This is a genomic window from Cellulomonas shaoxiangyii (genome assembly GCF_004798685.1).
Classification (GTDB): Bacteria; Actinomycetota; Actinomycetes; order Actinomycetales; family Cellulomonadaceae; genus Cellulomonas; species Cellulomonas shaoxiangyii.
Map to the genome: position 1 here is coordinate 3,353,028 of NZ_CP039291.1, position 21,894 is coordinate 3,374,921.

The 21,894-nt window shown below is 74.9% G+C and carries 19 protein-coding genes; 10 read left to right on the forward strand and 9 right to left on the reverse strand.

Going from position 1 to position 21,894, the window contains the following annotated elements:
• Positions 1–10 precede the first annotated feature (10 nt).
• From topA to E5225_RS14970, 4 genes are all read right to left on the reverse strand, one after another.
• Positions 11–2,749 (reverse strand): type I DNA topoisomerase, encoded by a 2,739-nt coding sequence (topA, locus tag E5225_RS14955; protein WP_135973628.1) that lies wholly within the window; start codon positions 2,747–2,749, stop codon positions 11–13.
• A 77-nt stretch (positions 2,750–2,826) separates the two neighbouring features.
• On the reverse strand, positions 2,827–3,696 hold the full coding sequence (locus tag E5225_RS14960; RefSeq protein ID WP_244243669.1) for a phosphatase PAP2 family protein: 870 nt from the start codon (positions 3,694–3,696) through the stop codon (positions 2,827–2,829).
• Positions 3,697–3,903: 207 nt separating this feature from the next.
• On the reverse strand, positions 3,904–4,572 hold the full coding sequence (locus E5225_RS14965; protein WP_135973630.1) for a histidine phosphatase family protein: 669 nt from the start codon (positions 4,570–4,572) through the stop codon (positions 3,904–3,906).
• A gap of 63 nt (positions 4,573–4,635) precedes the next feature.
• Positions 4,636–5,331 (reverse strand): hypothetical protein, encoded by a 696-nt coding sequence (locus E5225_RS14970; RefSeq protein WP_135973631.1) that lies wholly within the window; start codon positions 5,329–5,331, stop codon positions 4,636–4,638.
• Between the two features lie 166 nt (positions 5,332–5,497).
• Between E5225_RS14970 and radA the strand changes: the two genes are divergently transcribed.
• Positions 5,498–6,928: a DNA repair protein RadA gene (gene radA / locus E5225_RS14975; RefSeq protein WP_135973632.1), complete on the forward strand. Its 1,431-nt coding sequence runs from the start codon at positions 5,498–5,500 to the stop codon at positions 6,926–6,928.
• Positions 6,929–6,972: 44 nt separating this feature from the next.
• Entirely contained in the window at positions 6,973–8,049 is a 1,077-nt protein-coding gene (gene disA / locus E5225_RS14980; RefSeq protein ID WP_208012546.1) for a DNA integrity scanning diadenylate cyclase DisA, read from the forward strand.
• A gap of 24 nt (positions 8,050–8,073) precedes the next feature.
• Here the strand turns inward: disA and E5225_RS14985 are convergent, their stop codons facing one another.
• Positions 8,074–8,685, reverse strand: coding sequence for a hypothetical protein (locus E5225_RS14985; RefSeq protein ID WP_135973634.1), 612 nt, complete (start codon positions 8,683–8,685; stop codon positions 8,074–8,076).
• A gap of 214 nt (positions 8,686–8,899) precedes the next feature.
• Here E5225_RS14985 and E5225_RS14990 point away from each other — a divergent pair, with 214 nt between their 5' ends.
• On the forward strand, positions 8,900–9,817 hold the full coding sequence (locus E5225_RS14990) for an HhH-GPD family protein (RefSeq protein WP_243738240.1): 918 nt from the start codon (positions 8,900–8,902) through the stop codon (positions 9,815–9,817).
• A gap of 49 nt (positions 9,818–9,866) precedes the next feature.
• Here the strand turns inward: E5225_RS14990 and E5225_RS14995 are convergent, their stop codons facing one another.
• Both E5225_RS14995 and E5225_RS15000 read right to left on the reverse strand, forming a co-directional pair.
• Positions 9,867–10,394, reverse strand: a complete 528-nt coding sequence (locus E5225_RS14995) for an amino-acid N-acetyltransferase (RefSeq protein WP_135973635.1) — start codon at positions 10,392–10,394, stop codon at positions 9,867–9,869.
• Positions 10,395–10,590: 196 nt separating this feature from the next.
• Complete coding sequence (locus E5225_RS15000; RefSeq protein ID WP_135973636.1) at positions 10,591–11,583, reverse strand: sugar-binding transcriptional regulator; 993 nt, start codon at positions 11,581–11,583, stop codon at positions 10,591–10,593.
• Positions 11,584–11,759: 176 nt separating this feature from the next.
• Between E5225_RS15000 and E5225_RS15005 the strand changes: the two genes are divergently transcribed.
• The 7 genes from E5225_RS15005 to E5225_RS15035 all read left to right on the forward strand — a co-directional run bounded on the left by E5225_RS15005 (position 11,760) and on the right by E5225_RS15035 (position 18,398).
• Positions 11,760–13,574: a glycerol-3-phosphate dehydrogenase/oxidase gene (locus E5225_RS15005; protein ID WP_135973637.1), complete on the forward strand. Its 1,815-nt coding sequence runs from the start codon at positions 11,760–11,762 to the stop codon at positions 13,572–13,574.
• Between the two features lie 120 nt (positions 13,575–13,694).
• On the forward strand, positions 13,695–14,441 hold the full coding sequence (locus E5225_RS15010) for an MIP/aquaporin family protein (protein ID WP_243738241.1): 747 nt from the start codon (positions 13,695–13,697) through the stop codon (positions 14,439–14,441).
• Between the two features lie 50 nt (positions 14,442–14,491).
• Positions 14,492–16,012, forward strand: coding sequence for a glycerol kinase GlpK (glpK, locus tag E5225_RS15015; RefSeq protein WP_135973638.1), 1,521 nt, complete (start codon positions 14,492–14,494; stop codon positions 16,010–16,012).
• A 233-nt stretch (positions 16,013–16,245) separates the two neighbouring features.
• Positions 16,246–16,557 (forward strand): type II toxin-antitoxin system TacA family antitoxin, encoded by a 312-nt coding sequence (locus E5225_RS15020; protein WP_135973639.1) that lies wholly within the window; start codon positions 16,246–16,248, stop codon positions 16,555–16,557.
• 142 nt (positions 16,558–16,699) lie between these two features.
• Positions 16,700–16,882 (forward strand): Rv0909 family putative TA system antitoxin, encoded by a 183-nt coding sequence (locus tag E5225_RS15025; protein ID WP_135973640.1) that lies wholly within the window; start codon positions 16,700–16,702, stop codon positions 16,880–16,882.
• A gap of 130 nt (positions 16,883–17,012) precedes the next feature.
• Positions 17,013–17,804 carry an exodeoxyribonuclease III gene (locus E5225_RS15030; protein WP_135973641.1) on the forward strand — a complete coding sequence of 264 codons (792 nt, stop codon included), beginning with the start codon at positions 17,013–17,015 and terminating at the stop codon, positions 17,802–17,804.
• 3 nt (positions 17,805–17,807) lie between these two features.
• Complete coding sequence (locus E5225_RS15035; RefSeq protein WP_243738242.1) at positions 17,808–18,398, forward strand: septum formation family protein; 591 nt, start codon at positions 17,808–17,810, stop codon at positions 18,396–18,398.
• A 16-nt stretch (positions 18,399–18,414) separates the two neighbouring features.
• Here E5225_RS15035 and E5225_RS15040 read toward each other — a convergent pair whose 3' ends face one another.
• Positions 18,415–19,134, reverse strand: a complete 720-nt coding sequence (locus E5225_RS15040; RefSeq protein ID WP_135973642.1) for a DedA family protein — start codon at positions 19,132–19,134, stop codon at positions 18,415–18,417.
• 66 nt (positions 19,135–19,200) lie between these two features.
• The gene (gene clpB / locus E5225_RS15045; protein WP_135973643.1) at positions 19,201–21,786 is read right to left on the reverse strand and encodes an ATP-dependent chaperone ClpB; all 2,586 of its coding nucleotides are present in this window, start codon (positions 21,784–21,786) and stop codon (positions 19,201–19,203) included.
• Positions 21,787–21,894: the final 108 nt, after the last annotated feature.

The window sequence follows — 21,894 nt, forward strand, 5'->3', positions numbered from 1 at the left end:
CACCCCGTCGTCACCCCTTCTTCGCGGTCGCCTTCTTGCGCGGCGCCGCCGGCTTGCGGGCGGTCGTGCGCTTCTTCGCCGGACCGGCCGCCCGCTTCTCGGCGAGCAGCTCCACCGCCTGCTCGGGCGTGATGGACTCGGGCGTGACGTCCTTCGGGAGCGTGCGGTTCGTCTCGCCGTCGGTGACGTACGCGCCGAACCGGCCGTCCTTGACGACGATCGGCTTGCCGCTGGTCGGGTCGTCCCCGAGCTCGCGCAGCGGCGGGGTCGCGGTCTGCCCGCGGCCGCGCTTGGGCTGCGCGTAGATCGCGAGCGCCTCGTCGAGCGTCACCGTGAAGAGCTGCTCCTCCGACGCGAGCGTCCGCGAGTCGGTGCCCTTCTTGAGGTAGGGCCCGTACCGCCCGTTCTGCGCGGTGATCTCGGCACCCGACTCGGGGTCGACGCCGACGACCCGCGGCAGCGACATGAGCCGCAGCGCGTCGTCCAGCGTGACGGTCTGCAGCGACATCGACGAGAACAGCGACGCCGTGCGGGGCTTGGGCTGCGCGGCCAGGGCCTTCTTGCGGGCCGCGGCCGAGAGGTTCGGGTCGAGCTCGGGCTCGGGCAGCACCTCGGTGACGTACGGGCCGTAGCGGCCGTTGCGCGCGACGATCTCGGTCCCCGTGGTCGGGTCCGTGCCGAGGACCTTGTCGCCCTCGGGCTGGGTCTCGAGCAGCTCGCGCGCCTTGGCGGGCGTGAGCTCGTCGGGCGCGAGCTCCTCGGGGACGGACGCGCGCACCGGGTCGTCGCCCGGGCCGGCGCCGGGCGCCTCGAGGTACGGCCCGTACCGGCCGACGCGCAGCGTGATGCCGTCGCCGATGTCGATGGAGTTGACCTCGCGCGCGTCGATCTCGCCGAGGTTGTCGAGGATGCCGCGCAGGCCGCCCGTCTCCGGGGACTCCGACCGGTCGCCGAAGTAGAACTCGTTCAGCCAGTCGACGCGGTCGCGCTGACCGGCGGCGATGGCGTCGAGGTCCTCCTCCATGCCGGCGGTGAACCCGTAGTCCACGAGCCGGTCGAAGTTCTCCTCGAGCAGCCGCGTCACGGCGAACGCGAGCCACGTGGGCACGAGCGCCTGGCCGCGGTTGGTCACGTACCCGCGGTCCTGGATGACACCGATCGTCGCGGCGTACGTCGACGGACGGCCGATCCCGCGCTCCTCGAGCGCCTTGACGAGCGACGCCTCGGTGAAGCGCGGCGGCGGGGACGTGCGGTGCCCGTCGGCGGCGAGGTCGCTCCCGGTCAGGGGGTCGCCCTCGGCCATGCGCGGCAGGCGGGCGTCCTTCTCGGCGCGGGCGCCGTCCTGCGACGCCTCGGCGTCGTAGCGGTCGACGTCGCGGCCCTCCTCGTACGCGGCGAGGAACCCGCGGAACGTGATGACGGTGCCGGAGGCCGAGAAGACGGTCTCGACGGGCTCCGCGCCCGCGGGCGTCGCCGTCGCGGCGAGGCGGACCGACGCGGTCTGCCCGCGCGCGTCGGCCATCTGCGAGGCGACCGTGCGCTTCCAGATCAGCTCGTACAGGCGGAACTGGTCGCCGGAGAGCTGCCTGGCGACCTGGGCCGGCGTGCGGAAGTGGTCGCCCGCGGGGCGGATCGCCTCGTGCGCCTCCTGCGCGCCCTTCGCCTTCGACGTGTAGACGCGCGGCGCGTCCGGCACGTACTCGGCGCCGTAGAGCTCGGCGGCCTGGCGGCGCGCGGCGTCGATCGCCTGCGACGACAGCGTCGGCGAGTCGGTACGCATGTACGTGATGTAGCCGTTCTCGTACAGCGACTGCGCGGTGCGCATCGCCTGCCGCGAGCTCATCCGCAGCTTGCGCGACGCCTCCTGCTGGAGCGTCGACGTCGTGAACGGCGCCGCGGGGCGGCGCGTGTACGGCTTGGTGTCGAGCGAGCGGACCGCGAAGTCGGCGTCGGCCAGGCCGGCGACGAGTGCGTGCGCGCGGGCTTCGTCGAGCGTGACCGCGTCCCGCGTGCGCAGCTGCCCGCGGTCGTCGAAGTCGCGCCCGCTCGCCACGCGCTGCCCGCCGACGCCCGTCAGGCGCGCGCTGAACCGGGGCTCGCCCGCGTCCGCCACGGCGAAGGTGCCGACGACGTCCCAGTACTCGGCCGGGACGAACGCCATGCGCTCGCGCTCGCGCTCGACCACGAGCCGCGTCGCGACCGACTGCACGCGCCCGGCGGACAGGCCCTGGCGGACCTTGCGCCACAGCACGGGGCTGACCTCGTAGCCGTAGAGACGGTCGAGGATGCGGCGGGTCTCCTGCGCGTCGACGAGCCGCTCGTCCAGCTCGCGGGTGTTCTCGAGCGCCCGGGCGATCGCCTCGCGCGTGATCTCGTGGAAGACCATCCGCTTGACCGGCACCTTGGGCTTGAGCTCCGCGAGCAGGTGCCAGGCGATGGCCTCCCCCTCGCGGTCCTCGTCGGTCGCGAGGTAGAGCTCGTCGGAGTCCTTGAGGAGCTTCTTGAGCTCGGCGACCTTCTTCTTCTTGTCCGCGTCGACGACGTAGTACGGCTGGAAGCCGTGCTCCACGTCGACCGCGAACTTGCCGAAGGGCCCCTTCTTCATCTCCGCCGGCAGCTCGGACGGCTGCGGGAGGTCGCGGATGTGGCCGACGGACGCCTCGACGTCGTACCCCTCGCCGAGGTACCCGGCGATGGTGCGCGCCTTCGCGGGTGACTCGACGATGACGAGCTTGCGCCCTGCTGACATCAGACCGGCCTTCCGTGCATGCGGGTGGATCGAGAGGAGGTGGCGGACGGGTACCCCGGGGACTCTACGTGTCTCCGTCAAGCCGGTGCGGCGGCCGTCCCGTCACGCGACCCGGCGGCGTGCCGCAGGACCAGCATGAGCGCGAACGTCAGGCAGGACGCCGCGATGACGGCCGAGACGCCGCCCGCGTAGGCGGCCAGGTCGGTGCGCCCGGACGGCGCGTCACCGCGCACGGCCCATGCCCGCGCGAGCATCGCCAGGGCGAACGCGCCGGTCCCCACGGCCGCCACGACGAGGGCGGCCGCGGCCGTGCGCGTGCGGCGCCACCAGCGGTCACCGCCCTCGACCTGCGCGAGCGCCGCCGTGGCCGTCGCGGGTGCGGGCGCGAGCGCCATGGCCCCGCACACGAGCGCCACCCAGGCGAGCACGACGAGGACGGCGGCCACGACGTCGGCGGGGCGGTGCCACTGGCCGACGAGGGTGGAGACGCCGGTCGCGCTCGTGTACCCGGCGCCGACGACGGCGACGAGCGGGCGCGCGCGCGGCGGGACGACGAGCAGCAGGGCCGCGGAGACGGACGCCGCGACGGTGGTGTGCCCGCTCGGCAGCGTGTTGCCGTAGTCGGCGCCCACGCCGTGGTCGGGCCGCTCGAGCAGCCGCTTGACCCCCTGCGTCGTGAGGTTCGCGCCGCCCACGAGCACCGCGACCTGCACGGCCAGCGACCACCGGCGCCGCACCGCGGCGATCAGCACCGACGCGAGGAGCACGGCCCCGACGAACCCGACCGAGACGACGTCGAGCACCGGCTCCGCGACCGCCCAGAGCCGCCCCTGCCCGTACCGGGCACCGTCGAAGGCGGCGTCCTCGACGCGCTGGCCGGCCCACGTCACGACGAAGACGCGCCACAGCACCGCCACGGCGAGCGCCGACGCGAGGGCGACCGCCACCGCCGCCGCGACCACGACCGCGCGGGCTCGGGGGCGGCCGGTGCGGGGGCGGGGTGTCGCGGCGGGCGCTGCACCCCGGACGGGGGGGAGGGACGAGCGGCCAGGCACGTGCACACGGTAGGACACGCAGCGGCGTGCGGGGGCCGGGCGGGCGTTCCCGCCGGCGACCGGCGGCGCCACGCCGGCGGCGCCACGCCGGTGGCGGGCTCAGGGCCGGGCCACCGCCCCGGACGGCACCGTGTCCGCCGCCGCGCCGTCGTCCGCCCGGTCGTCGATGCCGCCGAGCGCGTCGGCGTGCCAGTCCACGAGCCGCCACCGCCCGGGCGCGCCGGCCAGCGTCACGGCGCCGGTGTTCGACAGGCCGTGCCGCGCCGCGTCGGCCGGGTCGACGTCCGGGCACCGGGACGCCACCCACGCGCGGATCACCGCACCGTGGCTGACGACGACCACGACGTCCCCCGCGGCCGCCGCCTCGTCGACCACGGCGTCGAACCGTGCCAGCACCGTCGCCCCGTCCTCCCCGCCCGGGACGCGCGCCGTCAGGTCGCCGTCGCCCCAGCGCAGCACCGTCCCCAGGTAGGCCATGACGGAGTCGTGGTCGCACGCCATCTCGAGGTCCCCCGCCGACACCTCGCGCAGCCCGGCGCGCACGCGCACGTCGAGCCCGAGCGCCGCCGCCAGGGGCGCGGCGGTCTGCTGCGTGCGCACGAGCGTCGACGCGTACACGGCCGCGACACCGCGGTCGCGGAGCACCGGTACGAGCGCCTGCGCCTGCCGGACGCCCAGCGGGGTCAGGTCGGCGCCGGGCGCCGCGGTGTCGAGGTGGTGGCCGACGTTCGAGGACGTCTGCCCGTGCCGGACGAGGACGAGGCGCACCCGCCCATCCTGCCCCGCGGCGAGCGGTGCACCGGACGAGCGGGCGGGCGAGCGAGCGGGCCGTCAGAGCGGGAAGGCGGCGTACGCGTCGGCCACGTCCTGCACGGGGGCGTTCAGCTGGAGGACGGCGGTGCCGTTCTGCCACACCGCGACGCCCGTGCCGTCGCCGGCGTCCACGAGGGTGTACGTCCCGACGGCCGCGCCGCCCGCCTGGACCTCGCCCGACTGCGGGAGCGTCGGTGCCTGCGCGCCGGCGGTCGCGTCGGCGGTCGCGTCTGCCGTCGCGTCGGCGGTCGCGTCCGGAGCGGGTGCGGCCGGCAGGCCGGCCACGAGGGTCGCCGCGAACGCGGCGGCCTCCTCCGGGGTCTCGAACTGCGCCGCGCGCACCGTGAGCGTGCCGTCGGCGCCGTCGGTGTACGTCTCCGTCCACGCCTCGAGGGCGCCCGCGGCGACCCGCTCGTCGTCGGGCACCGAGCTCGCGAGCGCGTACTGGAGCACGGACGCCGGCAGGGCGGACGTGAAGACGGTCGCCGCCTCGCGCGGCACCGCGTCGACCGTGGGCGTCGGCGACGGCAGGACGACCGTCGTCGCCGTGGCGACGGGCGTCTCCGCGCCGTCCCGCGTCAGCAGGACGCCCGCGACGACGCCGCCGAGGACCAGCACGCCCGCCGTGATCGCGGCCGGGACGAGCCACGCCGGGCGCCGGTCCCCCGCCGGGTCCGGGGAGCCGGACTGTCCCGGTCGTCCCGTGTCGCTCATCGACCGATCCCCTCGTGTCGCGTCAGCCGGCAGCCGCCGGACCGCAGCGCAGCCTACCGACGCCCACCCGGGCCGCCCGGACGGGTCCGCGGCGCGGCGGCCGGGTGCCACCAGGTGCGGGGCGGGGCGGCCGGCGCTGTCGGTGGTGGCCCGTAGCGTGCCCCCCGTGAGCCCCACGACCACCCGCCGCGCCGACCGGTCCGCCGACGCCCGCCCCGCCTTCCGCTGCAGCGAGTGCGGGTGGGGCGCGTCCAAGTGGGTCGGCCGCTGCGGCGAGTGCCAGGCGTGGGGCACCGTCGCGGAGGACGTCGGCCCGGGCGGCGGCGCACCGCGGACCGTCGCCGTGTCAGCCGCGCGCAACCCCGCGCGCCCCATCCACGAGATCGACGTCGAGGCCGCCGCGGCTCGCCCCACGGGGGTCGCGGAGCTCGACCGCGTGCTCGGCGGGGGGCTGGTGCCCGGCGCGGTCGTGCTGCTGGCCGGCGAGCCGGGCGTGGGCAAGTCGACGCTGCTGCTCGACGTGGCGGCCCGGACCGCGCGCTCCGGCCGGAAGGTCCTCTACGTGACCGGGGAGGAGTCGGCCGCCCAGGTGCGGCTCCGCGCGGGCCGCATCCGCGCGCTCGACCCGCACCTGCTGCTCGCGGACGAGACCGACCTGGCGACCGTGCTCGGCCACATCGAGGCGGTCGACCCCGACATGCTGGTGCTCGACTCCGTGCAGACCGTGGCGTCCGCGCAGATCGAGGGTGCAGCGGGCGGCGTCGCGCAGGTGCGCGAGGTCACGGCGGCCCTCATCGCGGCCGCCAAGTCCCGTGGCATGCCGGTCGTCCTCGTCGGGCACGTCACCAAGGACGGTTCCGTCGCGGGGCCCCGCACGCTCGAGCACCTCGTCGACGTGGTCTGCCAGTTCGAGGGCGACCGGCACGCGCGCCTGCGGCTGCTGCGCGCGACGAAGAACCGGTACGGCCCCACCGACGAGGTGGGCTGCTTCGACCTGTCCGAGCACGGCATCGTCGGCCTCGCCGACCCGTCGGGCCTGTTCACGTCCCGCCTGGCCTCCGACGTGCCGGGCACGTGCCTCACCGTGACGCTCGAGGGCCGGCGCCCCCTCGCGGCCGAGGTGCAGGCGCTCGTCGCGCCGAGCGTCGTGCCGAACCCGCGCCGCACGACGAGCGGCGTCGACGGCAGCCGCCTCGCGATGGTGCTCGCGGTCCTCCAGCGCCGCCTCGGCGCGCGCCTCGCCGACCAGGACGTCTACCTGTCCACCGTCGGCGGCGCGCGCGTCGTGGAGCCCGCGGCGGATCTCGCGCTCGCCCTCGCGGCCGTCAGCGCGCGGGAGAACGTGCCGGTGCACCCGGGGCTCGTCGCGGTGGGCGAGGTCGGGCTCGCGGGTGAGATCCGGCCGGTGTCCGGCGTCGGGCGCCGGCTCGCGGAGGCCGCCCGGCTGGGCTGCACGCGGGCGGTCGTCCCGCTGGGCACGCTCGGCGAGGTCGCGGTGCCCGAGGGGCTGCGCGTGCTCGAGGTCGGCGACCTCGCGGCGGCCGTCCTCGCGGGTCTCGCGCCCACCGACCGCGACGCGCCCGGCGGCGACGCGTGACCGTGCACTCGGCCATCGCGTCACGCCCCCGATACGATCAGGCGGTGCCGCACCAGACACCGCAGGAGGACCTGCTCCGGTCCACCCTCGCCGCCGTCGCGCCCGGATCGGAGCTGCGCGACGGTCTCGAGCGGATCCTGCGCGGCCGCACGGGCGCCCTCATCGTCCTCGGCATCGACGAGACCGTCGAGCGGCTGTGCTCCGGCGGCTTCGTGCTCGACGTCGAGTTCTCCGCCACGCGCCTGCGGGAGCTGGCGAAGATGGACGGCGCGGTGGTGATCGACCCCGTCCGTGGCCGCATCGTGCGCGCCGCCGTCCAGCTGCTGCCCGACCCGGCCATCGAGACGAGCGAGTCCGGCACGCGTCACCGCACCGCCGAGCGCGTCGCGAAGCAGACCGGCCTGCCGGTCATCTCCGTCTCGGCGTCGATGCACATCATCGCGCTGTGGGTCGGCACGTCCCGGCACGTGCTCGAGGACTCCACCGCGATCCTGTCCCGCGCCAACCAGGCCCTCCAGACGCTCGAGCGCTACAAGGCCCGCCTCGACGAGGTCAGCGGCACGCTGTCGGCGCTCGAGATCGAGGACCTCGTCACGGTCCGCGACGTGTCCGCCGTGGTGCAGCGCCTGGAGATGGTGCGCCGCATCGCCGACGAGATCGCCGGGTACGTCGTCGAGCTCGGGAGCGACGGCCGGCTGCTCACGCTGCAGCTCGACGAGCTCGTGGGCGGAGTGGGCATCGAGCGGGAGCTCGTCATCCGCGACTACGTCGACACGACCCGCCGCTCGGTGGAGTCGGTGCTCGACGCGCTCGCCGAGCTCGGCTCGACGGAGCTCATCGACATCGCGCTCATCGGGCGCGTGCTCGGCCTGCCCGGGGGAGGCGAGGCCCTCGACGCGGCCGTCGGCCCCCGGGGGCACCGGCTGCTGTCGAAGGTGCCCCGGCTGCCGTCGACCGTCGTCGACCGGCTCGTCGTCCACTTCGGCGGGCTGCAGAAGCTGCTGGCGGCGACCGTCGAGGACCTCATGGCCGTCGAGGGCGTCGGCGAGCAGCGCGCCCGCTCCATCCGCGAGGGCCTGTCCCGCCTCGCCGAGTCGAGCATCCTCGAGCGCTACGTCTGACCCCTCGCACCCGTGCGGACCGCGTCAGCTCAGGCCGAACACCGCGGCGGGGGCGCTCGCGCCGCCGACCGTGAACGCGGCCGAGTACGTGCCGTCGCCCGGCTCGGGCAGGTCGCCGGGGCAGCCCTCCGCCGACCGCTCCCGGGACCACGTCATCGCGCGCTCGTCCACCTGACCACCGGCGAGCAGCAGCGTCAGCTTCTCCACCTCGGCCGGCAGGCAGTCCCGGCTCGACCAGATGCGGTCCGAGCCCGAGGTCACGACGACCTCCCGGCTCCGCTCGTCCGCGTCGACCAGGCAGGGCTCGTCGCCCGAGTTGGTGATGCTCACCGTGAAGGTGGGCTCGACGTCACCGGGGAACGTCTCGGCGCCGGGCGTGATCGCGAGCGCGAGCTGCTCGGGGGCGCACGCCGGCACGCTGCCGTCCGGGTCCTCGTCCGCCGGCTCCTGGTCGGCAGGGGCGTCGGCCGGGGCCGCAGCCGTCGGGGACGTCGCCGCCGCTGCCTCGCCGTCACCGCGCCCCGTCAGCCACACGACGAGGAGCACGACGAGCAGCAGCGGGAGCCCCAGCACGACGAAGCGGCGCACCCAGTAGACGCGGGCGGGCAGGCGCTGCGGGACGTGCCGGTCGCTCATGGTGTCCTCCGGTGCGGGATCGGCCGCGGGTCGCCACGGCGCGTCGTCCACGGTACGAGCCGGACGCGGCCGCGGCGGGGACGACGCGCCCGCGTCGCGGGTCCCGGTCGGCGGCGGCGCCCGGCGACACCTGGCCGGCGGCGGCACCCGGTCGGCGCGGTCGGCGGCGGGGCACCGGTTCGGCGCGGTCGCCGGCGTGCCGCACGATGGGCGCGTGCTCGCCGCCCCCGCTCCCCCCGCGCCCGCCGCGCTGCGCGACCCCGTGCTCGCGTGGTTCGACGCGCACGCCCGTGACCTGCCGTGGCGCGCGCCCGGCCGCACGCCGTGGGGCGTGCTGGTCAGCGAGGTGATGCTGCAGCAGACGCCCGTCGTGCGCGTCGAACCGGCGTGGTGCGCGTGGATGGCCCGCTGGCCCGGTCCGGCGGACCTCGCGGCCGCCCCGACCGGCGACGTCCTGCGCGCGTGGGACCGGCTCGGGTACCCGCGGCGCGCGCTGCGCCTGCAGGAGTGCGCCCGCGCCGTGGTGGAGCGGCACGGCGGGCGGCTGCCGGCCGACGAGGCCCGGCTGCTCGCCCTGCCGGGTGTCGGCGCGTACACGGCGGCCGCGGTGCTGGCGTTCGCGTTCGGCCGGCGGTCGGTGGTGCTCGACACGAACGTGCGGCGCGTGCTGGCGCGCACGGTCGCGGGCGAGGCGCTGCCCGCGCCGACGCAGACGGTCGCCGAGACGCGGCTCGCGGCGGCCTACGTGCCCGACGACGACGCGACCGCCGCCCGGTGGGCCGCCGCGTCGATGGAGCTCGGCGCGCTCGTGTGCACCGCCCGCAGCCCGCGGTGCGACGCGTGCCCCGTGCGCGACGTCTGCCGGTGGGTCGCCGCGGGGCGCCCGGGCGACCTGCACGCGCACCGTCGCCGCACGCAGGCGTTCACGGGCACCGACCGGCAGGTGCGCGGGCGCGTCATGGCGTTGCTGCGGGAGGCGCTGGGGCCGGTGCCCGCGAGCGCGGTGGACGCTGTGTGGCCGGACCCGGCCCAGCTCGCCCGCTGCCTGGACGCGCTGGTCGCGGACGGGCTCGTGGTCCGCGTCGAGGCGGCCTCGGTCGACGACGCGCCGACGTACCGCCTGCCGCACTGACCTGGGGTGACCCCGAGGCGGCCCCTGCCGCGACGCGTGCCCCGCGGCGTCACACCGCCGGGTCGTCCCCCGCGAGGTCGAGCAGCATGCGCGTGTTGCCGAGGGTGTTGGGCTTCACGCGCGCCAGGTCGAGGAACTCGGCGACGCCGTCGTCGTGCGAGCGCAGCAGCTCCGCGTACACGTCCTGCGGCACGGGCGTCCCGTCGATCACGCGGAACCCGTGGCGCCGGAAGAACTCGACCTCGAACGTCAGGCAGAAGAGGCGCCGCAGCCCGAGCGCGCGGGCGCGCTCCACGAGCGCCGTCAGCAGCAGGTGCCCGACGGCGCGGCCGCGCCACCGCGGGTCGACCGCGAGCGTGCGGATCTCCGCGAGGTCCTCCCACATGACGTGCAGGGCGCCGCAGCCGACGACGTCGTCGCCCAGCTGCGCGACGGCGAACTCCTGCACCGACTCGTAGTAGCCGACCCACTCCTTGGCGAGCAGGATGCGCTCCGCCGCGTAGGGCTCGACGAGGGCGCGGATCGCCCGCACGTCCGCGGGAACCGCGGGTCGGACGAGGACCTCGGAAGGGCTCACGTCCCCAACCTAGACAGTCCTGGGCGCCCGTCCGGATCGCGTCCAGCCCCGCGCGCGTCGGCGCGTCCCCCACGACCTCGTCCCGGAACCCCGTCCCCCGCGACCTCGTCACCCGCGCGCGACCTCGTCACCCACGACTGACGAGGTCGGCACCGCAGTGACGAGCTCGGCACCGCAGTGACGAGCGCGGCGGCCGTCAGGACGGGCGGGGGCGGGCACGCGGCGTGTGCCGCCCGCCGGCGGCCTCGACGAGCGCGGTCGCGGTCAGCTCGTCGACGACGAGGTCGGTGACCACGTCGGCGCGCAGCGCGGCGAGCAGCGGCGCGACCTTGTTGTCGCCGGCGACGACGCAGACCCGCCGCGGGACGCGCTGCAGCTCCTGCGGGCTGGGGCCGGTCGCACGTTCGTTCAGGGACACGTCCTGCCAGGACCCGTCGGCACGCAGGAACACCGTGCAGACGTCGCCGACGACGCCCTCGTCGTGCAGCAGGCGCACGTCGGACTCGTCGAGGTACCCGGCGGAGTAGACGTGCGACGGCACGGCGCCCGCGACCGCGCCGGCGGAGAACACCGCGATGTCGGCCCGCTGCTGCATGTCCAGGACGCGGCGCACCGACCGCTCGCGCCACATGGCGGCCTTGGTGTCGGGGTAGTCGAAGAACGCCGGCACGGAGAAGTGGTGCACGCCGGCGCCGAACGCGGACCCGAACGAGGAGATGAGGTCGCTCGCGTACTCGACGCCCGAGGTCCGCATGTTGGCGGCGCCGTTGAGCTGGACGACCGCCGACCCGCGGGTCGGCTTCGGCGCCAGGTACCGCGACACGGCGGCGATGGTGGTGCCCCAGGCGACGCCCATCACCATGTCGGAGTCGAACCACGAGCCGAGCAGCCGCGCGGCGGTCATGGCCACCTGGTCCAGGCGCTCGACGGTGCCGGCCGAGTCGGGCACGGGGACGACGTAGGTCTCGATGCCGAACGTGGACGCGATCGACCGGCCGAGCCCCGGTGCACGCGTGCTCGCGGGCCGCAGCGTGATCTCCACGAGCCCGGTCTCGCGGGCCCGTTTGATGAGCCGCGACACGGTCGACCGCGACGTGCCGAGGTGGCGTGCGATCACGTCCATCTTGAGGTCCTGCAGGTAGTACATCGACGCCGCTCGCAGGACGTCCTGCTCTCGCTCCACGTACATCCGCCCGCCCCCTGCGTCCGCCGTGCGCCGCCGTTCTGCACGTTCGTGCAGCCCGGTTGCGCGTGTGTTCTGGACGTGATGACCATAGCCGGACGAAACCGGCGAGCGAGGGGGCTGCTCGTGCCGGGAGCCGACGACCGACGACGCCCCGCGACGGCTTCGGGGAGGACCCGCACATGAGAACCGCACCCCTGACGGTGCAGGCACGCCAGGACGCCCTCGACGCGCTGCGACGCAGCCCCGAGCGCGACCGCGAGCTCGACGTCCTCGTGGTGGGCGGTGGGGTGACCGGGGCCGGGATCGCGCTCGACGCCGTCACGCGCGGCCTGTCCACCGGCATCGTCGAGGCGCAGGACTGGGCGAGCGGCACCTCGAGCCGCTCGAGCAAGCTCGTGCACGGCGGCCTGCGCTACCTGCAGATGCTCGACTTCCACCTGGTGCGGGAGGCCCTCACCGAGCGCGACCTGCTCATCACGCGGCTGGCGCCCCACCTGGTCAAGCCCGTGAGCTTCCTCTACCCGCTCGAGCACCGGGTCTGGGAGCGCGCGTACGTTGGCGCCGGCGTGGCGCTGTACGACACGCTCGCCTCCGTCTCCGGCGGCCGCCACCGCGCGATGCCGATCCACCGGCACCTCACCCGCAAGGGCATGGAGCGCCTGTTCCCGGACCTGCGGCACGACGCCGCCGTGGGGGCGGTCCGCTACTGGGACGCGAGCGTCGACGACGCGCGCCTGGTCGCGACGCTCGTGCGCACGGCTGTCTCGTACGGCGCGCACGCCGCGTCGCGCACGCAGGTCGTGCAGCTCCTCACGACGGGCGGCGGCGCGGTCACCGGCGCGGAGCTGGTCGACCTCGAGACGGGCGAGCACCTCGACGTCCGCGCGCGCAACGTCATCAACGCGACCGGCGTCTGGACGGAGAAGACCGAGGCCCTCGCCGGCACGGACGGCGGCCTGCGCGTGCTCGCGTCGAAGGGCATCCACATCGTGGTGCCGCGCAGCCGCATCGAGGGCGGCACGGGCCTGATCCTGCAGACAGAGAAGTCGGTGCTGTTCATCATCCCGTGGTCCCGGTACTGGGTGATCGGCACCACCGACACCCCGTACGAGCAGGACCTCACGCACCCCGTCGCGACGAGCGCGGACATCGACTACGTCATCGACCACGCGAACCAGGTGCTCGCGCGGCCCCTCACCCGCGAGGACGTCATCGGCACGTGGGCCGGGCTGCGCCCCCTGCTGCAGCCGGGCACCAAGGAGGGCACGTCGTCGGCGAAGGTGTCGCGCGAGCACACCGTCGCCTCCCCCACGCCGGGGCTGACCGTCGTCGCCGGCGGCAAGCTGACGACGTACCGCGTGATGGCGAAGGACGCGGTCGACTTCGCGATCGGGTCCCGGGCCACCACGGTGCCGTCGATCACGGACGACGTGCCGCTCGTCGGCGCCGAGGGGCTGCGCGTCGTGCAGCGACAGGCCCGCGCCACGGCGGCCCGCTACGGCTGGGACCGCGCGCGCATGGACCACCTCCTGCACCGGTACGGCTCCCTGCTGCAGGAGCTCACGGACATGGTCGACGAGCGTCCGGAGCTCGCGGAGCCGCTGGTGGGTGCGCCGGCGTACATCGGTGCGGAGGTCGTCTACGCGGTGACCCATGAGGGCGCGCTGCACCTGGACGACGTGCTGATGCACCGCACCCGGATCAACTACGAGCAGGCGGACAAGGGTGTCGGCGCCCTCGACGAGATCGCGGACCTCATCGCGCCCGTGCTCGGCTGGGACGACGCGACACGCGCCCGCGAGATCGAGGCGTACCGGGCGCGTGCCGCGGCCGAGGACGCCGCGGCGGCCGAGCCCGACGACGAGTCGGCCGAGCGCGCACGCCTGACGGCCGAGGACGTCAGGCCGCTCCTGCCGATCGCGGGCGAGGTCGACCCGGGCGCGAAGCCGGGCTCCCCGTCCGGGCGTGGCTCCGCCGGACCGTACGGCACCTGACCGACCAGACCGACCAGCACGACTCGCACGACCCGCACGACCTGCACCACCGTCGACCGCCCGGCTCCCGGGACCCGGCCGACGAGCCGGCGACAACGACGTCACAGGAAGAGGTCTGCAGTGGAGATTGTCGAGTACACGATCGGTGACGCGTTCGTCTCCGAGCTGATCGGGACCGCGATCCTGCTCCTGCTGGGTGCGGGCGTGGTCGCGAACGTGATCCTGCCGCGGACCAAGGGGTTCGGCGGCGGCTGGCTCCTCATCAACTTCGGCTGGGGCATCGCCGTGTTCGCCGGCGTCTACGCGGCGTACCGGTCCGGGGCGCACATCAACCCCGCCGTGACCATCGGCCTGTGGGCCAGCGGCGCGGAGGAGTTCGCCCCGGGCATCGAGGTGACCGTGCTCAACGGGTTCCTGTACGTGGTGGCGCAGATCGCCGGGGCCGCGATCGGCGCCGCCCTGGCGTTCCTGGCGTACAAGAAGCACTTCGACGAGGACGCCGACCCGGCCGTGAAGCTCGGCGTGTTCTCCACGGGTCCGGAGCTGCGCTCGTACGGCTGGAACGTCGTCACGGAGACCATCGGCACGTTCGTGCTGGTGTTCGTCGTCCTCGCGTTCGGCAACACGCCGTCGGAGCTCGGGCCGCTCGCGGTCGCGCTGCTGGTCGTCGGGATCGGTGCGAGCCTCGGCGGGCCCACGGGCTACGCCATCAACCCGGCGCGCGACCTGGGGCCGCGCATCGCGCACGCGCTCCTGCCGATCCGCGGCAAGGGCAGCAGCGACTGGTCGTACGCCTGGGTGCCGATCGTCGGCCCGCTGCTCGGCGGAGTCCTCGCGGGCCTCGTCGCGAGCGTCTACCTCGGCTGACCCCCACCCATCCCCCACGACCCGCGCTGAGCCGCACAGGAGGGACGCACATGTCCGAGAAGTACGTCATGGCGATCGACCAGGGCACGACCAGCACCCGCGCGATGATCTTCGACCACTCCGGGAACGTCGTCTCCACCGGTCAGGAGGAGCACGAGCAGATCTTCCCCCGGGCCGGCTGGGTCGAGCACGACGCGCAGGAGATCTGGACCAACACCCGCGACGTCGTCGGCCGCGCGCTGGGGCGCGCGAGCCTGCAGAACACGGACCTCGCCGCGGTCGGCATCACGAACCAGCGCGAGACCGCGGTGGTGTGGGACCGGCGCACCGGCGAGCCGGTCCACAACGCGATCGTGTGGCAGGACACCCGCACGCAGAAGATCTGCGACGAGCTGGCCGCGCTCGGCGGCGGCGCCGAGCGCTACAAGGACCGCGTGGGGCTCCCGCTGGCGACGTACTTCTCCGGCCCGAAGGTGCGCTGGATCCTGGACAACGTCGAGGGCGCGCGGGAGAAGGCGGAGGCCGGGCACCTGATGTTCGGCAACACCGACGCGTGGCTGATGTGGAACATGACGGGCGGCCCCGACGGCGGCGTGCACGTCACGGACGTCACGAACGCCTCGCGCACGATGCTGATGAACATCGACTCGCTCACGTGGAACGAGGAGATCGCGGCGGAGATGGGCATCCCGATGTCGATGCTGCCGCAGATCCGGTCCTCGTCGGAGGAGTACGGGCGGGGCCGCGCGCGCGGCCTGCTCGGCGGGGTGCCCCTCGCCGGCATCCTCGGCGACCAGCAGGCGGCGACGTTCGGGCAGGCGTGCTTCGAGGTCGGCAACGCCAAGAACACGTACGGCACGGGCAACTTCATGCTCATCAACACCGGCACCGAGCCGGTGCCGAGCAAGAACGGGCTGCTGACCACGGTCGCGTACAAGATCGGCGACAAGGACGCGGTGTACGCGCTCGAGGGGTCGATCGCCGTGACCGGGTCGCTGATCCAGTGGCTGCGCGACAACCTCGGCATCATCTCCTCCGCGCCGGAGGTCGAGAAGCTCGCGGCGAGCGTCGACGACAACGGCGGCGCGTACTTCGTCCCGGCGTTCTCGGGGCTGTTCGCCCCGTACTGGCGGTCGGACGCCCGCGGCGCGCTGGTCGGCCTGACGCGGTACGTCACGAGGGCGCACATCGCGCGCGCGGCGCTCGAGGCGACGGCGTTCCAGACCCGCGAGGTGCTCGACGCGATGAACGCCGACTCGGGCGTGGACCTCACCGAGCTGAAGGTGGACGGCGGCATGGTCGCCAACGAGGCGCTCATGCAGTTCCAGGCGGACATCCTCGGCGTGCCGGTGATCCGGCCCAAGGTCCCGGAGACGACGGCCCTGGGCGCCGCCTACGCCGCGGGCATCGCGGTCGGCTTCTGGTCGGGCGAGCAGGACGTCGTCGACAACTGGGCCGAGGACAGGCGCTGGGAGCCGGCCATGGACGCCGACGAGCGCGACCGCCAGTACCGCCTGTGGAAGAAGGCCGTCACCCGGACCTTCGACTGGGTGGACGACGACGTGCGCTGACCCGCTCGGCGCGTCGGTCGGCGTGTCGCTCGGCGCGTCGGTCGAGGGGTGGGGACCTCTTCCCGCGGGCGTACGCACGGTGTGCGTACGCCCGCGGGAACGACCTCGCTCGCCCCGCGACACGCGCGTCCGACACGCCGGGCAGATGACGGCACGGCAGCGGCACGCGCGGCGCGGCGCGGGGTGTGGAGGACCGCCGCGGCGCACCTCGTCCCGGCCGTACGGTGCCGCGCATGGTCTGGGGCGAGCACATCCCGCTGCGCACCGCGCGGCTGCACATGCGGCTGACGGAGGAGGGGCTGGCGCTGCTGCGGCAGGCGGCCGCCGTGCAGGAGCAGGACGTCACGTCGTTCGTCCTCGGCGTCGCGCTGGACAGGGCCCGCGACGTCGTCACGCGGGAGAACGCGCTGCGCGTGCAGATGGCGGTGATCGCGGCCGACCCGCTCCGCTACGTCCGCGATCCGCGCGTCCCCGACGATCCTGAGCTCGCCGCCCTCGTGCTCGCGGTGCGGCACGACCCCGACGGGCTCGACCGCCTCGGCTGAGCGGCGGCCGGTGGCGCAGCGGCCCGCCCGGACGCAACACGGCGGTCCGGGTGCGGGCCCGGCGGCCGCGACGCAGCATGGGACGGTGCCGGGTTCGCCCGGAATGACCGACCGCAGTGACCACCGACGAGGGAGAGCACGCATGGGCATCGACGACCTCAAGGGCAAGGCGTCCGACGCGGCGAAGGGCGAGAAGGGCGAGCAGGCCAGCGACGCCGCGCTCGAGAAGGGCTCCGACGCGGCCTCGTCCGCGACCGGCGGCAAGCACGACGACAAGCTCGACAAGGCGCAGTCGGCCGCCGACAAGAAGATCGGCGACAGCTGACGCACGGCGCCGGCGCACGGCGCGCCGCGGACGACCCGCGTCCTCGTCGCTCACCACGGTCAGCGCGACGGCCGGTGAGCGGCGGGGGGCGGGCCGTGACGGGCGGCGCCCGCGGGTAGCGTTCCGTCCCGTGCGAGTCGCGACGTGGAACATCAACTCGATCCGGGCACGCTGGGAGCGCGCGGCGGCCTGGCTCGGGAGCGCGGACGTCGACGTCCTCGCGCTGCAGGAGACGAAGGTCAAGGACGAGGCGTTCCCCCGGGAGCCCTTTGAGGCGCTCGGGTACGAGGTCGTCACGCACGGGTACTCGCAGTGGAACGGCGTCGCGATCCTCTCGCGCGTCGGTGTCGCGGACGTCGAGGTGGGGTTCCCCGGGCAGCCGGCGTGGGGCGACCCCGCCGTCGTGGAGGCGCGCGCGCTCGGCGCGACGTGCGGCGGCGTGCGCGTGTGGAGCCTGTACGTGCCGAACGGCCGCGAAGTCGACGACCCGCACTACGCCTACAAGCTCGAGTGGCTCGCCGCCCTGCGCGACGCCGCCGGGAAGTGGCTCGCCGACGACCCCGAGCTGCAGGCCACGCTGATGGGCGACTGGAACATCGCGCCCCTCGACACCGACGTGTGGGACATCGAGCGGTTCGCCGGCCGCACGCACGTGACACCCGCCGAGCGCGCCGCGTTCCGCGCGTTCGCCGAGGGCGGCTGGACCGAGGTGTCGCGCACGCACGTGCCCGCCGAGCACACCTACACGTACTGGGACTACCAGCAGCTGCGGTTCCCGCGGAACGAGGGCATGCGCATCGACCACGCGCTCGCGACGCCGGCGCTCGCCGCGCGGGTCACCGGCGTCACGTTCGTGCGCGACCAGCGCAAGGGCAAGCAGCCGTCCGACCACGTGCCCGTGGTGCTCGAGATCGCGGACTGAGCCGTGGGCGACGACCGCACGGCCGACGACCGCGCGCCGCACGACCGGCCGATCGAGGACCCCAACCCGCCGACGCACTACGCCGAGGGCTGGCAGGCCGGCCCGCGCCCCCGCAGCCGCGTGCCGCTCCGCGCCGCGGGCGCCGGCGTCGCGCTCGCGGTGCTCACGGGCGCCGGCCTGCTCGTCGCCGACCGCGTGGAGGCGAGCCGGTCGCGCCCGCTGCCTCCCGACGTCACCGCGCCGGTCGACGCGTGGGCCGCGCAGGTCGTCACCGGCTCCTGCCTCGCGGAGCTCCCGGCCGACGGCGCCGTCGAGCGCGTGCGCGTGGTGCCCTGCGCCGATCCCCACACCGCGCAGGTGGTGGGGCAGTTCTGGTTCGCGCCCGACGCGGTGTGGCCGGGTCAGGACGCCGCGCACGCGCGCGTCGCGCGGTCGTGCGCCCTGACGGACGAGGAAACGGCCGCGGGCGTGCGCGTCGTCACGTGGGCGCCCACCGAGGACGGCTGGCGCTCGGGCGACCGCGACGGGCTCTGCCTCGCGGTCGCGCCCGAGCCGGTCAGCGGCTCGTCGCTCAGCGTGCCCACCGAGGGCTGAGGGTCGCGCCGACGCGTCAGAGGTGGCCCTCGCCGGCGTGCCGGCGGCGCTCGCCGCGCGCGCCGGTCCGGTCCCAGACGAACTTGCCGACGACGAGGACGAGGACGAGGTACACGGCGTAGTTGAGGACGTCGCTGTACCGGCCGACGTCCTCCCACTGCGAGCCCAGCAGGTTGCCCGCGAGGACGAGCGCGCCGTTCCACACGAGCGACCCCGCCAGCGTGAACAGCGAGAACTTCCAGAACGGCATGCGCTCGACGCCCGCGGGGATCGAGATGAGGCTCCGGACCACCGGCACGCACCGGCCGACGAGGACGGCCGCGCCTCCGTGCCGGTCGAACCAGCCCTCGGCCTTGTCGAGGTCCTCGGCCTCCATGAGCGGGATCCGCTGCATCCAGCGCCGGATGCGATCACGCCCGACCCAGTACCCGAGGCCGTAGAGCATCCACGCGCCGACGAGCGCACCGATCGTCGCCGCCGCGATGGCCCACCCGAGCGACATGTCGCCCTGCGACGCGACGTACCCGGCGACCGGCAGGATCACCTCGGACGGGATCGGCGGGAAGAGGTTCTCCAGCGCCACGAGCAGGCCCACGCCGACGGGGCCCAGCGCCTCGATGACGCTCACGACCCAGCCGGCCAGCCCCGTCAGCTCGGCGCCGCCGCCGGACGCGGCGAGCGCCGGGGAGCCGAGCACGGTCGTCGGGGCGGTGGCCAGGGCGACGTGAGGAGGCATCGCACGATGCTGCCACGGGCGTCCGCGCGGTGCCCGGCGGCTCTCGCCGGGCACCGCGTCAGGACGTCAGTGCGTGGCCTTCACCGTCAGGCCGCTCTCGCCGAGGTCGACGTGCACGGTGTCGCCGTCGCGCACCTCGCCGGCGAGCAGCGCCCGCGCGAGGCGGTCGCCGATCTCCTTCTGCACGAGGCGGCGCAGCGGGCGCGCGCCGTACGCGGGGTCGTACCCCTCGATCGCGAGCCACTCGCGCGCGCCGGGCGTCACGTCGAGCGTGAGCCGGCGGTCCGCCAGGCGGCGGCCGAGCAGGTCCACCTGCAGGTCGACGATCGACCCGATCTGCTCGAGCGTGAGGGCGTCGAACAGCACCACGTCGTCGAGGCGGTTGAGGAACTCCGGCTTGAACGCCGCGCGGACCGCGCTCATCACCGCGTCCCGGCGGGCCGCGTCGTCGAGCAGCGGGTCGACGAGGAACTGCGAGCCCAGGTTCGACGTGAGCACGAGGATGACGTTGCGGAAGTCGACCGTGCGGCCCTGGCCGTCGGTCAGGCGACCGTCGTCCAGCACCTGCAGCAGCACGTCGAACACCTCGGGGTGCGCCTTCTCGACCTCGTCGAGCAGCACCACCGAGTACGGGCGCCGCCGCACGGCCTCGGTGAGCTGGCCGCCCTCCTCGTAGCCGACGTACCCCGGGGGCGCACCGACGAGCCGCGCGACGGAGTGCTTCTCGCCGTACTCGCTCATGTCGATGCGGACCATGGCGCGCTCGTCGTCGAACAGGAAGTCCGCGAGCGCCTTCGCCAGCTCGGTCTTGCCGACACCCGTCGGCCCGAGGAACAGGAAGGAGCCCGTGGGGCGGTCCGGGTCGGAGACGCCGGCCCGTGCGCGGCGGACCGCGTCGGAGACGGCCGCGACGGCCTTCTCCTGCCCGATCAGGCGCTTGCCGAGGGTCTCCTCCATGTGCAGCAGCTTCTGGGTCTCGCCCTCGAGCAGCCGCCCGGCGGGGATGCCGGTCCACGCGGCGACGACCTCGGCGACCTCGTCGGGGCCGACCTTCTCGGCGATCATCGGCGCCTCGGTGGTCGGCTCCGCCTCGGAGGCCTCCGCGGCGGCGATCTCCTTCTCGACGGCGGGGATCTCGCCGTAGAGCAGGCGGCCGGCCGTGGCCAGGTCACCCTCGCGCTGCGCGCGGTCGGCGTCGGCCCGCAGCTGGTCGAGGCGCACGCGCAGGTCGCCGACCCGGTTGCGCCCGCCCTTCTCCTTCTCCCACCGGGCGTTGAGGGACGCGAGCTCCTCGCGGCGGTCCGCCAGGTCGGCACGCAGGCGCGCCAGCCGGTCCTGCGACGCGGGGTCGTCGGCCGTGGCGAGGAACTGCTCCTCCATCTCCAGGCGCGTGACGGCGCGCTGCAGCTCGTCGATCTCGACCGGGGACGAGTCGAGCTCCATGCGCAGGCGCGAGGCGGCCTCGTCGATCAGGTCGATCGCCTTGTCGGGCAGCTGGCGGCCGGTGATGTACCGGTCGGACAGCGTCGCCGCGGCGACGATCGCGCCGTCCGAGATCTCGACGCGGTGGTGCGCCGCGTACCGCTCGCGCAGGCCGCGCAGGATCGCGACGGTGTCCTCGACCGACGGCTCGCCGACGAAGACCTGCTGGAACCGCCGCTCGAGCGCCGGGTCCTTCTCGATGCGCTCGCGGTACTCGTCGAGCGTCGTCGCGCCGACCAGGCGCAGCTCGCCGCGCGCGAGCATGGGCTTGAGCATGTTGCCCGCGTCCATGGCGCCCTCGCCGCCGGCGCCCGCGCCGACGACCGTGTGCAGCTCGTCGATGAACGTGACGACCTGCCCCTCGGACGCCGTGATCTCGCCGAGCACGGCCTTGAGGCGCTCCTCGAACTCGCCGCGGTACTTGGCGCCCGCGACCATCGAGGCGAGGTCGAGCGAGACGAGGCGCTTGCCACGCAGGGACTCCGGCACGTCGCCGGCGACGATGCGCTGCGCGAGCCCCTCGACGACGGCGGTCTTGCCGACGCCCGGCTCCCCGATGAGCACGGGGTTGTTCTTGGTCCGCCGGCTCAGGACCTGGATGACGCGGCGGATCTCGGCGTCGCGGCCGATGACCGGGTCGAGCTTGCCCTCCTCGGCCCGCTTCGTCAGGTCGACGCCGTACTGCTCGAGCGCCTTGTAGGTGCCCTCGGGGTTGGGCGTGGTGACCTTCGCGTTGCCCCGGACGTTCGGCAGCGCGGCCACGAGCGCGTCGCGGGACGCCCCGGCGGCCCGCAGGGCGTCGGCGACGCCCGACTGGCCGGCGGCCAGCCCGATGAGCAGGTGCTCGGTGGAGACGTAGTCGTCGCCGAGCGCGCGGGCCTCGGCGTTGGCGGCCTCGAGCGCCGCGGCCGTCTGCCGGGACGCCGAGGGCTGGGCCACCGTCGAGCCGCTCGACGACGGCAGGTTGACGAGGATGCCGCGCACGGCGCGACCGAGCGCCGTGCGGTCGGCGCCGACCGCGTCGAGCAGCCCGTTCGCGACGCCGCCCTCCTGCTGCAGCAGCGCGTTGAGGATGTGCGCCGGCTCGAGCTGCGGGTTGCCCGCAGCGCTCGCCTGCTGAATCGCGTCGCCGAGAGCCTCCTGCGACCGCGTGGTGAACTTCGCGTCCACGTGACCTCCCTGTGCGGACCCCCCGCACGTCGTTCCCTGTTCCTGCTGTCCCCAACGGACCGCAGACTTGAGTCTATTCCGCTCAACTCTCGGCACCACCGGAGGCGG

Excerpts from the sequence above, each read along its gene's own strand:
- E5225_RS15005 (WP_135973637.1), top strand. The coding sequence starts at position 11,760 with ATGAGAACCGCACCCCTGACGGTGCAGGCACGCCAGGACGCCCTCGAC.
- E5225_RS15000 (WP_135973636.1), bottom strand. The coding sequence starts at position 11,583 with ATGTACGTGGAGCGAGAGCAGGACGTCCTGCGAGCGGCGTCGATGTAC.
- topA (WP_135973628.1), bottom strand. The coding sequence starts at position 2,749 with ATGTCAGCAGGGCGCAAGCTCGTCATCGTCGAGTCACCCGCGAAGGCG.
- glpK (WP_135973638.1), top strand. The coding sequence starts at position 14,492 with ATGTCCGAGAAGTACGTCATGGCGATCGACCAGGGCACGACCAGCACC.
- E5225_RS14970 (WP_135973631.1), bottom strand. The coding sequence starts at position 5,331 with ATGAGCGACACGGGACGACCGGGACAGTCCGGCTCCCCGGACCCGGCG.
- E5225_RS15020 (WP_135973639.1), top strand. The coding sequence starts at position 16,246 with ATGGTCTGGGGCGAGCACATCCCGCTGCGCACCGCGCGGCTGCACATG.
- E5225_RS14985 (WP_135973634.1), bottom strand. The coding sequence starts at position 8,685 with ATGAGCGACCGGCACGTCCCGCAGCGCCTGCCCGCCCGCGTCTACTGG.
- E5225_RS15040 (WP_135973642.1), bottom strand. The coding sequence starts at position 19,134 with ATGCCTCCTCACGTCGCCCTGGCCACCGCCCCGACGACCGTGCTCGGC.
- E5225_RS15025 (WP_135973640.1), top strand. The coding sequence starts at position 16,700 with ATGGGCATCGACGACCTCAAGGGCAAGGCGTCCGACGCGGCGAAGGGC.